13 protein-coding genes are annotated in these 12,810 nt (G+C 69.6%); 7 read left to right on the forward strand and 6 right to left on the reverse strand.

The annotated features are described in order from the left end of the window. The 4 genes from ABTZ03_RS42330 to ABTZ03_RS42345 form a co-directional block, all read right to left on the reverse strand. On the reverse strand, positions 1-765 hold a 765-nt coding region (locus ABTZ03_RS42330), incomplete at its 3' end, for a hypothetical protein (RefSeq protein ID WP_350518598.1). 127 nt (positions 766-892) lie between these two features. After that, positions 893-1,234: a hypothetical protein gene (locus tag ABTZ03_RS42335; protein ID WP_350518599.1), complete on the reverse strand. Its 342-nt coding sequence runs from the start codon at positions 1,232-1,234 to the stop codon at positions 893-895. 914 nt (positions 1,235-2,148) lie between these two features. Continuing rightward, positions 2,149-2,700, reverse strand: a complete 552-nt coding sequence (locus ABTZ03_RS42340) for a hypothetical protein (protein WP_350518600.1) — start codon at positions 2,698-2,700, stop codon at positions 2,149-2,151. 150 nt (positions 2,701-2,850) lie between these two features. Next, on the reverse strand, positions 2,851-3,261 hold the full coding sequence (locus ABTZ03_RS42345) for a hypothetical protein (protein WP_350518601.1): 411 nt from the start codon (positions 3,259-3,261) through the stop codon (positions 2,851-2,853). A 250-nt stretch (positions 3,262-3,511) separates the two neighbouring features. Here ABTZ03_RS42345 and ABTZ03_RS42350 point away from each other — a divergent pair, with 250 nt between their 5' ends. Together ABTZ03_RS42350 and ABTZ03_RS42355 are read left to right on the forward strand one after the other, a co-directional pair. Beyond that, positions 3,512-4,075 (forward strand): hypothetical protein, encoded by a 564-nt coding sequence (locus ABTZ03_RS42350; RefSeq protein ID WP_350518602.1) that lies wholly within the window; start codon positions 3,512-3,514, stop codon positions 4,073-4,075. Positions 4,076-4,188: 113 nt separating this feature from the next. Beyond that, complete coding sequence (locus tag ABTZ03_RS42355; protein ID WP_350518603.1) at positions 4,189-5,310, forward strand: Rossmann-fold NAD(P)-binding domain-containing protein; 1,122 nt, start codon at positions 4,189-4,191, stop codon at positions 5,308-5,310. 7 nt (positions 5,311-5,317) lie between these two features. Here ABTZ03_RS42355 and ABTZ03_RS42360 read toward each other — a convergent pair whose 3' ends face one another. Then, a complete protein-coding gene (locus ABTZ03_RS42360) occupies positions 5,318-5,806 on the reverse strand; it encodes a hypothetical protein (protein ID WP_350518604.1) in 489 nt (162 codons plus the stop codon). Positions 5,807-6,188: 382 nt separating this feature from the next. Further along, entirely contained in the window at positions 6,189-6,401 is a 213-nt protein-coding gene (locus tag ABTZ03_RS42365) for a hypothetical protein (protein ID WP_350518605.1), read from the reverse strand. A gap of 209 nt (positions 6,402-6,610) precedes the next feature. On the opposite strand from ABTZ03_RS42365, the gene ABTZ03_RS42370 reads away from it, so the two are divergent. From ABTZ03_RS42370 to ABTZ03_RS42390, 5 genes are all read left to right on the forward strand, one after another. Continuing rightward, positions 6,611-8,491: a tetratricopeptide repeat protein gene (locus ABTZ03_RS42370; protein WP_350518606.1), complete on the forward strand. Its 1,881-nt coding sequence runs from the start codon at positions 6,611-6,613 to the stop codon at positions 8,489-8,491. 737 nt (positions 8,492-9,228) lie between these two features. Next, a complete protein-coding gene (locus tag ABTZ03_RS42375; protein WP_350518607.1) occupies positions 9,229-10,902 on the forward strand; it encodes a replication-relaxation family protein in 1,674 nt (557 codons plus the stop codon). A gap of 174 nt (positions 10,903-11,076) precedes the next feature. Then, the gene (locus tag ABTZ03_RS42380) at positions 11,077-11,646 is read left to right on the forward strand and encodes a hypothetical protein (protein ID WP_350518608.1); all 570 of its coding nucleotides are present in this window, start codon (positions 11,077-11,079) and stop codon (positions 11,644-11,646) included. 131 nt (positions 11,647-11,777) lie between these two features. After that, a complete protein-coding gene (locus ABTZ03_RS42385; RefSeq protein ID WP_350518609.1) occupies positions 11,778-12,128 on the forward strand; it encodes a hypothetical protein in 351 nt (116 codons plus the stop codon). Next, entirely contained in the window at positions 12,125-12,376 is a 252-nt protein-coding gene (locus tag ABTZ03_RS42390; protein WP_350518610.1) for a hypothetical protein, read from the forward strand. The genes ABTZ03_RS42385 and ABTZ03_RS42390 overlap by 4 nt, the downstream gene beginning before the upstream one ends. Positions 12,377-12,810: the final 434 nt, after the last annotated feature.

A 12,810-nucleotide genomic window follows, 5' to 3' on the forward strand; every position in this document is an offset into this window, starting at 1 on the left:
GGGTTGGTCGTTCCCGCCGTCGCCGAGGTTCGGGGTGTCGCCGAGGTTCGGGGTGTCGCCGAGGTTCGAGGGGTTGGGTTGGTCGTTCCCGCCGTCCACGTTGACTCTCTGGGGGTCATCGCTTTCTAGCGCTTGCTTTTGTCCTGGCTGGTATATCCGGGGGTCACTGCTTTCCAGCTTTAGCTCTTTTCCTAGCTCTTCCCCTGCTGACCTCTTTTTGCGGTACTGCACGTCCTGGTCGCCCTCGGGTGGCCCCGTGTATTGATGTTCGCCGGGCTTTTTCCAGTCGGCGAAGGCTTCAAAATTTCCAGTGGTGAAACCGACTTTCCCGGAATTTGGCATCCACCCCTCGGACACCGCTGACTGTGAAATTCCCTGCTTCCCTCCCGACTTGTTTTCGACGTCATAGGAAGCAGTGCTGTAGACTTTTACATCCCCGTACGCGTGGCCCATAAATCCTGCTTCGAGCTTCTCGGTATTGGTGTTCTTGAAAGTGCCAATATAATTGGGATCGTTCCCGCCGAGGCGGATTTTTTCAGGGACCCCGGTTTTGTCGAATTGAACTGACTTTCCGTCGACTTTGCCTGCGACGTCATATTGGCTGCGATCCATGGCGGGGAATTTCGCGTTGCTTGCCGTTTGGAGGTAAACGTCTGCATTCGCCCCGTTTTGCTGCATGAGAAGGCGACTTTTCATCATGTGGTTATTGGAAAAGGCCTCGGAGGATGGATAGTAATAGACTGTTTCAGTCTGATTAAGAGACATGATCGGCTCCGGGGGTTTGTGCGGGAGAGGGTTCCCGGATGGGCTCACAGTCGTTCGGCCGGCCCGGTGCACCGGGCCGGGCTTGTTGGGCGGTGGTCTCGGGCTGGGCGGATCGCGCGCCGGTCCGCTACGCGCCTACAGAGGTGCCAGCGTGTGCTGTGGCTGGCTGATACTCGTCATCACCGTCGAACCGTGCGTCGGCACCCGAGGCCACCACGTCGGCGACTAGTACCGGACTGCCGACCTTGGACCCGGAGTTCATCTCGGCGATTCCTCGTTGGTCGGTGGTCGCAGTGCCGATCTTCTGGCCGGTCGTGGTGCTGTAGAAGGTGATTTGCCGCCCTGGAATCGGCTGGCCGCTGGCATCGGTGAGTTCGGCCGTGAAATCTCCGCTGATCGGTGCGTTGAGGGCCACGTGGCCACTGGTCGTCTGTGCTCTGAGCTGGACAGGCTGCTGGGTGGTAGACATGTCACTGACCTCCGCGATGTGAGGATGGTTGTTCTTTGGCGAAACTATTACGTGGCGGCGAAAAGCTCGCTCTGGGCTTCGGTAATGGAGGGGGGCATCTGATGCGGGCTCGTGGTGAAGCGCCAAAATGCCTGGATCGCGCATTGTGTGGAGTGTGCACAAGTCAAATAAGCCGCCCGATGGGTCCTCGCGAAAGGACGCATTCGAATATTGCAAAATAAAGGCGGGATTATTTCATGTAATTCCTGCCGTCAGTGTCGCCGCTGGTATTGCCGCGTGGGCGGGCTGACTCGTGGTCGGCAAGTTTTCGCCGAGTGGCACTCGCGCTACGGCGGCCCCGGGGTGACCTCAGTCAGGTCACACAAGACTCAGCAGAGCGCTCAGGAGAACTCGCCGGCTCAGGGGGGTGCTGGACCCGCCGACCATGATTGGCGATCGCCTGCTTTCTCTCTGTACCTATCTCAGCACGATCTGCTGCGGGACGCACTACGAACCGGGCAGTACTTCGATGGGGACGGACTTGGGGGCGGCCCGCCCAGCGCAGCCAGATCGCCATGCGGCCGGCGGCAGCTGTGCGGGCGAGCTTGTCGGCGGCGTGACGGTTGCACGTTCGATCTCGATGACCAGCCAGGGCAGCTCCGTGTGGTGGCACAGGAGGTCGTGCTTGCCATCCTCCGGGTGTTCGGCCAGCGCCTCCTACTTGCACTCGCAGCCGTTGCGGGCAGCCCACTGGCCGCCGACGCAGGACAAGTACTCGCGAGCCCGGTCGGCGTGGCAGGCCGCGAAAGCGAACGCACTCGTGCAGCTCGGCCGCCGGACACCGGTGAGTTTCGCCCGTCAAACCTTCCACCGCAGGTCACGGGGTTGGCCCGCCCCCGGAACCGAGAGGTGGGCCACCGCGTGGACGGGGAGCGTTACGCCGTGGCGCGCCGTCCGGCGTCCACGGCCTGGTCGAGGTGATGGGCGAGTTCGGGCAGCTGCCGGTCGGGGCAGCCGGCGGTGATGGTGCGGGGCATCGCGAGAGCGATGGCGCCCACCGCGGCCAGGGCGAGGCATTCGTCGGCGGTGAGGCCGGGCTCGTCGACCAACACCAGCCCGCTGAGCACGAAGACGTCCTCGGCGGCCAGGCCGCCGTCCTCGTCATCCTCGGCGTTCAGGTCCCGGCCGCAGGCGAGCACCGCCTCCGCGTACCCAGCCAGATGCCGGCTGCCGGTACGGGCGGCCAGCTCCGACACCCACACCGACGCCCTGCTCGCCGAAGCCGCCGCGATCCCCATCGCGGCAGCCAGTCGTGCTTGTTGCTCGGCCTGCGCGCGATCGGCCTCGGCCTCCGCGATCAGGTCCTCCTCGGCCCGAGCGGCTCGGGCGGCGGCAAAGGCGGCCCGCTCGGCGGCGAGGACCGACACCGCGCCACCGCCTTCGTCGTGGTTCGTCCGGTTGCCGGGCAGGGGGATCAGGATCGTCATGACCGGTCAAACCTTGTCGGCGTCGTCACGGTCACGCACGGCCCGGCGGGTTTCGTCCTGTCAAGGCGCCGCTTTCGCCTCGTTGAAACTCCCCGCCGCAGGTCAGAGCCAGGCCACCACTGGTGAGCGCTCGCCGAAGCCGGCCCGCGCTCACGTCGACCGGACGGCCCGCTCGCAGCGAGGGCAGATGTGACCGGCGTACTCGGGCGGGTACCAGCGCGAGCCTGGCCCGGAGGGCCGCCACGGGTCGACCGCCATGCCCATGGTGTCGAGCCCGCAGGCCGTCACCGGCAGCGGGTCGCCGGGCACGTCCGGGTCGGAGCCGGCGGCGTGCACGACCATGAGGTCCGGCTGCCCCGGCCGCTCGATCACCACGAGGATGCCCACGCCCCCACCCTCCGCCAGCCGCGGCCGCATCTGGTGACCGGCCACTGCGAGCGAGCAGACGGTGATCAGCGCGATCCGCTCGCTGCCGGCGGCCCGCTCGACGGCGTCGGCCGCCCGCGCCGACACGATCCGGTGCCGTTCCTCCGGCTGCCGCCCGGCGAGCTCCGCACCCACCCAGCCGCCCGCCGGCCCGCCTCCGACACCTCGGCGACTACCTCGTTCACCGCGTGCTGCCGCTCGCGCTCCCGCTGCTCCTGGTCCTCGTCCCCGGCGCCAGCATCGTCAAGGTCACGCACGGCCGGTGAGTTTCGCCCCGACCAAACTCCCCACCGCAGGTCAACGCATTAGCAGCCATGGGCCGGGCTCGCCTTCGTTTCGCCGGAACCGCCCGCCGGATGCCACGTGAATCGGGATACTCGGCCCCGTGAGGACGAAGAGCCCGGCGGGCCTGGAACTGCCTCGGATCCTGCCCGGCAACCCGGCCTGGATCCAGCGCGCCGTCTACCTCTCGGAGGTCCTCAGCCTGACCGCGGCCGCGGCCCGCGTCCGTCCGAGCGAATACCCACTCCCGGCCCTGACGCTGGAGACGGCGGGTACGGTCATCGGGGAGATCGCCGCCGGCCTCACCACCACCGCAGAGGACACCGAGCCCCCGGCCGTCCTCTACGTCCTCCCGGCCTGGGCCCTGAAAGCCCTACAGGACGTCCTCGCCGCGCTGCACGCCGCAGCCGGCGGCGGGAACGGGGAGGAGATGTCCGGGCTGCCCTCGACGCTGGCGCTGCTGGGAGAGAGCCTGGACTACCCGCGGGGCCGGACGCCGTCCGAGATGGCGGCGGACCTGGAGCCGGTGGTCGCGGTTCTCGCCCTCGACGGTCCGGCAGTGCGGGCCGCGGTCACCGATCTGGCCCTGAACCGGTGGCAGGCCGGCACCGAGACGGCGCTCACCCAGGTCTACGCGCAGTGGGTCCACCTCGGGGTCCCGTTGTAGGCCGTGCCGCAGAAACCCACGCCCCGGCCTGCCAGATCCGGACTTTCGCCCCGCACCAGGGGGCGGGGCGAAACCCGCCCGGTGCGCTGACCTCGGCGGCTACGATCCCGGGCATGGACAGCGCCCCGCCGACCGCCGCCACCGACCAGCCGGCCGACAGCGCGGCCCCCACCCGGCAGTGCGCCCGCCCCGGCTGCTCCAACCCGGCACCGAAGGGCCCGACCGGGCGCCCGAAGCAGTACTGCTCCCGCTCCTGCCGCAGCAAGAACGACCGCGCCAAGGCCAAGGCCCGCGAAGCAGCAGCCGCGAACGCCACACCGCCAGCTGCTCCGGACGCTGCACCCGGCCCCGCCGCTGCACCGCTCCACGCCGCACCTGCTGCACCCGACCAGGGCATCGTGCCGGACTGCGCTGCACCTGTTGCACCCGCGGCCGCCGTCCCGGCCGACGACGTCCTCGCCCGCTGGGGCGAGGACGGCCGCAACCTCCTCGGCGTCGCCGACGCGCTGCGCCGCCGCCTGGCCCGCTTCCTGGAGGAGACCGCCGCCGGCGACCCGGCCGACGCGTTCGCAGAACTCGCCCGGGTACTGCCCGCCTACGGCACCCGCGCCTACCGCGCCGCGCAGGACATCCGGGACAAGGCCCGCTGGCCGGACCTGAGCGAGCACGAGCGCCTGGTTGCCCGCTCGCGCGAGCGGATCGACCGCTGGGGCCTCGACGACCAGGACGACGACGGACCGGAGGAGACAAACGCCCCGCGGGGCGAAACCCCCGCCCCCACCCCTGCCGCCGCGCCAGCCAGCTTTCCCACCGCCCGGCCGACCGCAGGGACAGACCCTCGGCACCTGCCCACCTGGCAGTCCGCTGCCGAGACCGCCGAGCAAGCCCGCCGGACAGCCTGCACCGACCCCGAGGAGCGCTTCGACTTCCCCGACTTCCTGGACGACCTGGAAGTGACCTTCGGCCCCGGCTGGGAACTCGGATCCTGGCACACCCCCAACGCCCAAGGCGTCCTCCAGCTGCGCCACCGCAGCACGCCGATCGGCTGGACCGCACCCCTGCCCGAAGGCCCGTGGGGCCGAGCCGGATGGATCGCCCTCCTCTACCAGCCGCCCGGCGCCGCCAGGCTCCTCACCGACAACTTCTCCCGCCCCAAGACCCACCCCGCCGCCGACCTGGCCCTGGATGCCATCCGGCGCGCGCACACCGCCCGCAGGCCCACCGCGCCGCGCTGACCCACGCTCACCAGGCCCCAGGGCCACCATGGTGGTAACGCGCGACGGCCTCCAGCAGCGCTTGCCGCGCACCCCACAGCCGACCCTGCTCGGCCGCCAGACAGTCAGCCGCCCACACCGGCAACGGCCGCCCGAGCACCACCGCTCCCAACGCCTCCTCCAGCGCGCTGCCGGCCTTCTTCCAGTCCTCCAGCTGCCGGACCAGCCCCCGCACGAAGACATCGACGGCCAGGCCCGGATCCTGCCCGTCCTGCCGGGCCTCCTGTGCCACTTCGCCGAGGACGTCCTCGTCCAGGTCCTCGAACACCGTCTCCCACCGCTCGGCCACCAGCTGCTGATGGCCGGCCAGCACGCCTTGCAGCCCGTCGTCGACAGACTCCTGAGACCAGGGCACCGGGGACCGCGGCGCCCGGCCCACGACGGCGAAGGCCCGGCCGGCGACACCCGGCCCCAACCCGGCGCCGCGCCGCGGACGGGGCGAAAAAGTGCTGCTCACCCCCGCTCCAACGCCGCCGGACCCACAATCGTCACCCCGAGCCGCCGAACCCGCGAGGCAAGACCGCCCGGCCACGCACCGCAGCCCGGCCGCGCACCGCCTCGGTGCCGCCGACCGCCAAGGGCCGCCCGAGTGAAGAAGCATGTTGATGGCCTGCGCCGGGTAGTGTGCCGACCAGGGCCTGAGCCGCCGTCACGGCGCGAGGGCGGGCCCGGCGAGGCGAAAGAGCCCGCCACGGATCCCCGGGCGTCTCCCCGGGGGCGTCCCGACGGCGACACCTGGCTCTCCACCGATGCGCCCCACGTCCTTGCCCTGCTCCGAGCCGCCTGCAACCAGCGGCTGACCTGACCCGCACTGCTGTGGCGCCATGCTTTGTGTGGCGTCAGCGGATCAGCCGGTGCAGTACTGGGACGCTGACTCCAACGGCGCTCAGTCCGGCGAGGACGGCACCGGCCGCAGGGCTGCCGCTGAGAAAGGCGAGCCCTCCGACGATCAGGCCGATGACGGCCGCGATGAGGAGGACGAGGGCCGCGTACGCGGTCAGGAGCGGGTCGGTCTCGGGCTGTGCCTGCGAGGTGCGTTCGGGCATTGTCATGGCTTCCTCCATGGTTTCCGGTCGGCGGTGCGCCGGGGGACAGGGAAGAGCCTGTGGCTGATCTGGATAGTCCGAAAGCGGAAGCGGCATTACCGCAGGTAAGGTTCGGACAACAGCGGGTTGTCCCAGGACGTGCGAGGCAAAGGGGGAGCCTGAGCTGGGACGGGGAGTGCAGCATGCGAGGTCGGGGCGGAAGGCCGTGGGGGCCGGTGCGGGCCGAGACACCCGAGGCCGAGGCATTGGCGCTGTTCCTGCGGGCCCAGGTTGATGCCAGCGGGCTGACGATGACCATGGTCGCGGAGAAGATCAGGTACTCCAGATCACAGGTCGGGCTCTACCTGTCCGGCCGGGTACCGGACCAGTCCTTCGTCACCGAGCTGATCAGGGTGACGGTGGCAGAACCGGTGCTACGCGGCAGGCGTCAGGCCGAAGCCACCCGGCTGGTGCACGCGGCCAGTAATCCGCGTTCCGCCCATGCCGCCACCCGGGAGAACGGTCACGGGCTCGGCGCCGAGTTGGAGCTGGCCCGCGCCCGACAAATAGAGACCTACGAGCGGCTGACCAGGGCTCTGGAGCAGCAGGCCGAGATCCAGGACGCTGCCCGGAACTCCGCGCAGCTGGTGATGATACTTCTGACTATGATCAGTGCATTGGAGGAGCGGGTGGGCAGTCTGTCCGCCGAACGCGACAGGCTCCTCGGCCAGCCTGATCACCTGCGTGCGCCAGACGACATCCGGCAGCAACTCGGCCGCGCACTGCACCAAGAGCGTCGGGCCAGGGAAGAGCTGGCACGAGCCCGGGAGAAGCAGCGTCAGGCAGAGGAGCTCACTGACCGCGTTCAGCGGCGTGTGCTGGAGCTAACCGGCGAACTGGAGCGGCTCCGGAGCCTTGCCCGTGGCGGTCCGGCCGGTGAACCGCCGTCCGGATCTGGCGCGTCCATGGACATGGACATGGACTCGGACGAGCGCAGTACTACAGACCTGGTGGGCGACGACATCGATCAGGCTCTCACCCGTGCTGCCGCCGTCAACGATGACCAGACCCTTCAGCACATTGCTGGAGAGCTCCAGGGCCCGTCCGGATGGGAACCAGCCGACGGTTCGGGCCCCGCTATCGAACCGTCCGGGGTTGTCCGGGACGGCCAGGACAACCCCGCTACCGTCGAGTTCCTCACCACGCTCTGGGAAGAGTCCCGAGATGCTCGCGGCACCGGTGACTACAGCAAGGCTGCGGGCCTTCTCGCAGACCTGGTCCAGAGGTGCGAGCGGGCCCTGGGCAGCGATCACCCTGACACCCTCGAAGCCCGCCATCGCCATGCCTGCAACGTCAGTGAGTCGGGTGACCGGGCTGGGGCGGTGCGTCTGCTCGCGGACCTCATCGTGGACCGCGAGCGGGTCCTGGGCAGCGATCACCCTGACACCCTCACGACTCGGCAACAACACGCCTATAGCGTCGGTGAGTCGGGTGACCGGGCTGGGGCGGTGCGTTTGCTCGCAGACCTCGTCGTGGACCGTGAGCGGGTTCTGGGCAGCGATCACCCTGACACCCTCGAAGCCCGGCATCAGCACGCCTATAGCGTCGGTGAGTCGGGTGACCGGGCTGGGGCGGTGCGTCTGCTCGCAGACCTCATCGTGGACCGCGAGCGGGTCCTGGGCAGCGATCACCCCTTCGTCCTCATCAACCGGCACCAGCACGCGTACAACGTCGGCCAAGGGGGAGACAGAGTGGGCGCCGGCCGACTCTACGCCGAGATTGCGCAGGACGAAGCTCGGCTAGGGGGCCCGGCCCACCCTCACGCACTCCTGGCCCGCTCCCAACAGGCCTACAACCTTGGCCAAGCAGGGTACTGGGCCGACGCCTCCCAGATCTACGCCCGGCTTGCTGCGGACTGCGAGCGGGCCCTGGGACCTGACCACCCCGACACCCTCGTCAACCGCTATCAGCATGCCTACAACCTCGGAAAGTCCGGCAAAGCCGCCGAAGCAGCAAGGCTTCTGCAAGGAATCCTGCACACCCAGGCCCGAGTCCTGGGCCCGAACCATCCCAGCACCGTCGCCACCGGCCGGTGGCATGACCATTTCGCAGGATGAAGATGCCTGTTCTCGGCAGCCAGGACGGAGACCGGCACGTCGACCGTGCACTGACGCCCGCCAGACCACAGTCGTCCTCGTCGACCGACTCCGCGCGGAGTTCACTGTGCCCGGTTCGGATCCGCCAGTGGCCGCGTGCCGCCGGTCCCCTCTGCGTGTAGGGCGGACGGCGCCTGAGGCACCGTCGCGGCGCGCACACGGGCCTGGGTAGGGCGAAACCGGCCCGTCGAACTCCCCGGGTGTTTCCCCGGGGGCGTCCCCGGGGGCTTCCCTTCCGAGGGTTTCGACATTCCCGCAGGCCAGGGCCCAAAATCGAGGCCGCCAAGCTTGCCGACAACCCTCTCCCTCCCCTTCCTGTCCTTGGCTTGTGGTGTTGGCGGTTGGGTGGGGCGGTACGGTCTCGGGTTCGCTCCTGGTTGTGGAGCGACGTCGGGATGTCAGCGCCCGGCGACAGGAAGTGTCAGCGGCGGCGACACGAACCGGTCACTGGCACGTCCGGGTAACGAAGGTTCACAACGGACTCGGCGCCTGGCGCCGCTCCTGACGTTGCGGTGTCGTTCGACACGACGGGCCCTGTTGCCGCTCCGGGTCCGCTCTGCCCCTTCCCTTCGTGGCCGGGTGGCCGCGCGCCTCCCGGTGGTCGGCGCTGGTGGGGCGGGGCAGGGGTGGTGCGGCGGCCGGGCGGTGTCGGTGGCGTGAGGTAGAGAGGCAAGACGATCACCGTCACGGGGAGCAGCATGGATGACCACGACGAGTACGACGGCCAGGGCGAGCAGCCGCCCGGTGGCTCGGCCGGCCCCGGCCGGGTCCACTTCCGCCGCTCCGCCCGCAACCCCAACGGCTCCACCGCCCCGCTGCGCGCGGATGTGCTGGCCGCGCTGGGCGTGTTGAAGATCGCCACTTACAAGCAGCTGCATGCCCTGGTCGCCGACGACGAGTACCGCGACCACCACCGCGTCGAGCACGTGGCGGAGGCGGTGCGGGACCTGGAGAAGCACAAGCTGGTCGACGCGCGTGGCACCACCTCGCCGCCGGGCCGCCGCCCCGCCAAGGCTGCTGCGGACAGCGGAGGAGCCGAGGGCGCCGGGGATGGTCAGAAGGCCGTGAAGCCGAAGCCGGGCGGGCCCGGCGCCCAGAAGATCGTCGGCCTCACCCTGCTCGGCCTCGCCGCTGCGGCCGAGGCGCTCGGTGACGACCGCGACATGGGCGGCCACGCCCGCGGCGCCGGAGCCACCGGCGCCCCGCACGCCATGCTCGTCAACGAGCTGATCATCACCGCCGTCACCGGAACGACCACCCACGGCGCCCCGCCCCGCACCGACACCCGCCAGGCACCCCCGCGCCGCGCCCTGCCCACCGGTCCGCTGCCCGGCGGCATCGAGGCCTGGGCCACCGAGACGCCCCACACCATCACCGGCAAGTTCAACGTCATCCCCGACGCCGTCGTCCGCCTTTCCGAGCTCGGCATCCCGGTGGCCTTCCTGGAGCTCGACCGGGGCACGATGACCGACGTCCGGAAGGTCGCGGGAAAGCTCGACAACTACAAGCGCTACTTCGACCGCACCGTCCAGGACGGCGGCCAGGAGCGCCTTGAGGTCGAGGTCCGCTACAACGCCCCCGAACCCGCCTACGGATACAGCCCCCGCAGATCCGTCCGTCCGCCCGTGCTGTTCGTCCTGGACCAGGGCACCAAGGGCAGCCGCCCCCGATACAGCCCCGAGGCCCTGGAACAGCGCCTGAAAGACCTGCGCAACGCCACTGCGGAGCACTGGCAGGGCTGGGCTCACGAGCAGGAGGGCGTCACCTACGCCACCTTCCACGGCAAGATCCCCGTGCTCGGCACCACCGTCGAGCGCCTACGCGAACACGGCTGGCAAGGACCCACCTGGTGGCGCTTCGGCCGGCCCGGCTGGCACTCCCTCACCGACGCCCTCGACGACCAACCCGACTGGGACCTCATCGACCAACGCCGCCAAGAACGCGAGGACCAGGAGCAAGCCGAACAGAAGCGCGCCGAGCAGGCCAAGCACAACGCCGAGACGGCCAAGCTGCGCAAGGTGCTGCTCGCCGCCCGCGCGCACAACGACGCCCTGCACCCCTGCTACACCTGCCACGGCCCGCTCGGCGGCGCCCACGACTCCCGAGACGAGCTGTACGAGCCGGCCGACCCGGACCGCCTGGAGTGCCCCTCCTGCGACCACCAGCGCCGCACCACCAAGGCACAGCCCATCGTCCTGGAACTGCCCACCGCCCGCGCCCTGCGCCGGGCCGAGAAGAACGGGCCACCCGAGGACGACCCCTGGTGGCAGGTGCGCCTCCTCCACGCGCAACGCTGGCCGAAGCAGGCCCGAAGTGACGGGGAAGTCCCCTACAGCATGACCCAGATTCCGTACGGGCGGTCCATGCCATAGGGTCTCCCGCCCTCCGGGCCGTCCTCGGCCCGCGAAGGAAGAAAGAAACCATGACCAGAACATCCCACTAATCGGAGAGACGGCGTCCGCGCAACCCCGCGCGGGCGCCGTTTGCATTCCCGCCGAAAACCCTGCTAAAAGATTCACTACTGGTGAAGTCGAAAGGAAAAGGCCATGCGCAGAATCATCAACCCGCGTGAATCGGTCCGCCGCAAGGCCACCGGAATGACCCGGGAACAGATCACCGAAGCCACCCAGGAAGCCGCCATGTGGGAACGCCACCGTTCACGCGTCTGCGATAACGCCGACGACGAAGCCATGATCAAAGATGCCATCGCCCGCCACAAAGAATGGCGTCGCATCGGCTACGTCATGGCCGAAGAACACCTCACCACCTACGACCCCGACCGCGACCCCACCGTCCAGCGCTGGAACCGAGAGGCCCGCGCCCGCGAACTCGCCGAAGCCGCCGCCCAGGCCCAAGCCGCCGAGCGCGCGCACCAAGAGCAGCAGCCCGCCCCGGACACCGCCCCCAAGACCAAACCCCTCCTCACCGCCCTCGCCCGCGCCGGCCTTCACCCCACCGAAACCGACCACCACACCGTCGGCCAGCTCACCCACCTCGACCACGACACCATCACCCGCATCGCCACCTGGATCGAAGCCGCCCACGACAACGCACTGCGCCGGGCCGCCTCCGCACCCGCGCCCCGGCCGCCCTGGCGCCGCCCGCAAGCCCTGTAGCAGCGGGCCCACTCCGCAGCCTTCCAACCGGCCAGCGGCCTTGCGCCCGATGACCGGCCCGAGACCGCCCCGCACCGGGCCACGGCCAGCTGCCGTACGGTGTCCTAGGCACCTGAGAGAGGGAGGTACCGATGAGCGCCCAGCCGATCCACGGCCCCGAGCTGATCCCACAGCCCGCCCAAACGCCCCTGGCCCTGTACGAGGCGGTCGCCGCCCTCATGCCCAGCCGGCTGACCGAGATGACCGCAGACCAGGCCCGGGCCATGACCGAAGCCGTCGAGCGCCAGAGCCTCAAGCCCCTGCTCCGCTTCACCACGAAGTGGGCGGTCGACGTCGAGATCGCACGCCACCCCGAGACGCTCGCCGAGCTGCACCGCGCCGAGTACCTCGCCAACCACGCCCAGAGCCCGGAAGAGCGCAAGCAACAGGCCGCCCTCGCCGGAGCCATCGTGAACGCCGCCGCCGAAGCGGTGCGCGGATGACCTGGGCCTGGGAGTACAACCCGAACGAGGACCACGTCGTCACCGGCGCGCCGCTCGCCTTCGTCGCCCAGGTCGAGAGAAAAGCCGACGAGATCGTCCGCGCCGCCGCCGCCCTCTACCTGGACGGCACCACCTACCAGGGGGTCGGCGAGAAGATGAAGACCGCCGACGTCGAAGACGGCCTATTCTGGTACATGACCGTCCCGCGCGACGAACGCATCTACATTCTCCGAGTCCAGGCCCTTTAAGGCCACCGGCGGGAATTTTCCGAAAACCCTCGACCGGAAACACAAAGCTGGCCCCCGATGAAATGGGTTTTGAAGAACAGCTGCTTCAGATTGCGCGAGATGGCCAAGTCCACACCCCGCATCCGGCAGGGTTTCCTGACAGGCTCAAACTGATACACACCTGATGGCCGGCTGGCGTATGCCCATTGCCACCGCTGCTTGCGACGGATCGGCAGGCGCCCGCGATCCCCAGGGCCAGTCCGAAGAGGACTCCACACGCGGCGCCCACCCCTCCCCCTAGTCAGCCTGTCGTGAGTTCAGCCATTTCCCCTGCCCAGCTGGTTGACTGGGGCTCAGCCTCACGGGCCGCCGGAGCGAAGCGGAGCGGCCCGGCCCGAGCGCGAAGCGCCGGGCCCACCCGGGCGAAGCCCGGGTGCGGACACGCGGAGCGGGTG

Origin of the sequence: Kitasatospora sp. NPDC096077 (assembly GCF_040303245.1) — a bacterium.
Lineage (GTDB): Bacteria > Actinomycetota > Actinomycetes > Streptomycetales > Streptomycetaceae > Kitasatospora.

Bases quoted from the DNA above. Each gene is read 5' to 3' on its own strand.
- ABTZ03_RS42335 (WP_350518599.1), bottom strand. From the start codon at position 1,234: ATGTCTACCACCCAGCAGCCTGTCCAGCTCAGAGCACAGACGACCAGT.
- ABTZ03_RS42340 (WP_350518600.1), bottom strand. From the start codon at position 2,700: ATGACGATCCTGATCCCCCTGCCCGGCAACCGGACGAACCACGACGAA.
- ABTZ03_RS42355 (WP_350518603.1), top strand. From the start codon at position 4,189: ATGGACAGCGCCCCGCCGACCGCCGCCACCGACCAGCCGGCCGACAGC.
- ABTZ03_RS42365 (WP_350518605.1), bottom strand. From the start codon at position 6,401: ATGACAATGCCCGAACGCACCTCGCAGGCACAGCCCGAGACCGACCCG.
- ABTZ03_RS42375 (WP_350518607.1), top strand. From the start codon at position 9,229: ATGGATGACCACGACGAGTACGACGGCCAGGGCGAGCAGCCGCCCGGT.
- ABTZ03_RS42380 (WP_350518608.1), top strand. From the start codon at position 11,077: ATGCGCAGAATCATCAACCCGCGTGAATCGGTCCGCCGCAAGGCCACC.
- ABTZ03_RS42385 (WP_350518609.1), top strand. From the start codon at position 11,778: ATGAGCGCCCAGCCGATCCACGGCCCCGAGCTGATCCCACAGCCCGCC.
- ABTZ03_RS42390 (WP_350518610.1), top strand. From the start codon at position 12,125: ATGACCTGGGCCTGGGAGTACAACCCGAACGAGGACCACGTCGTCACC.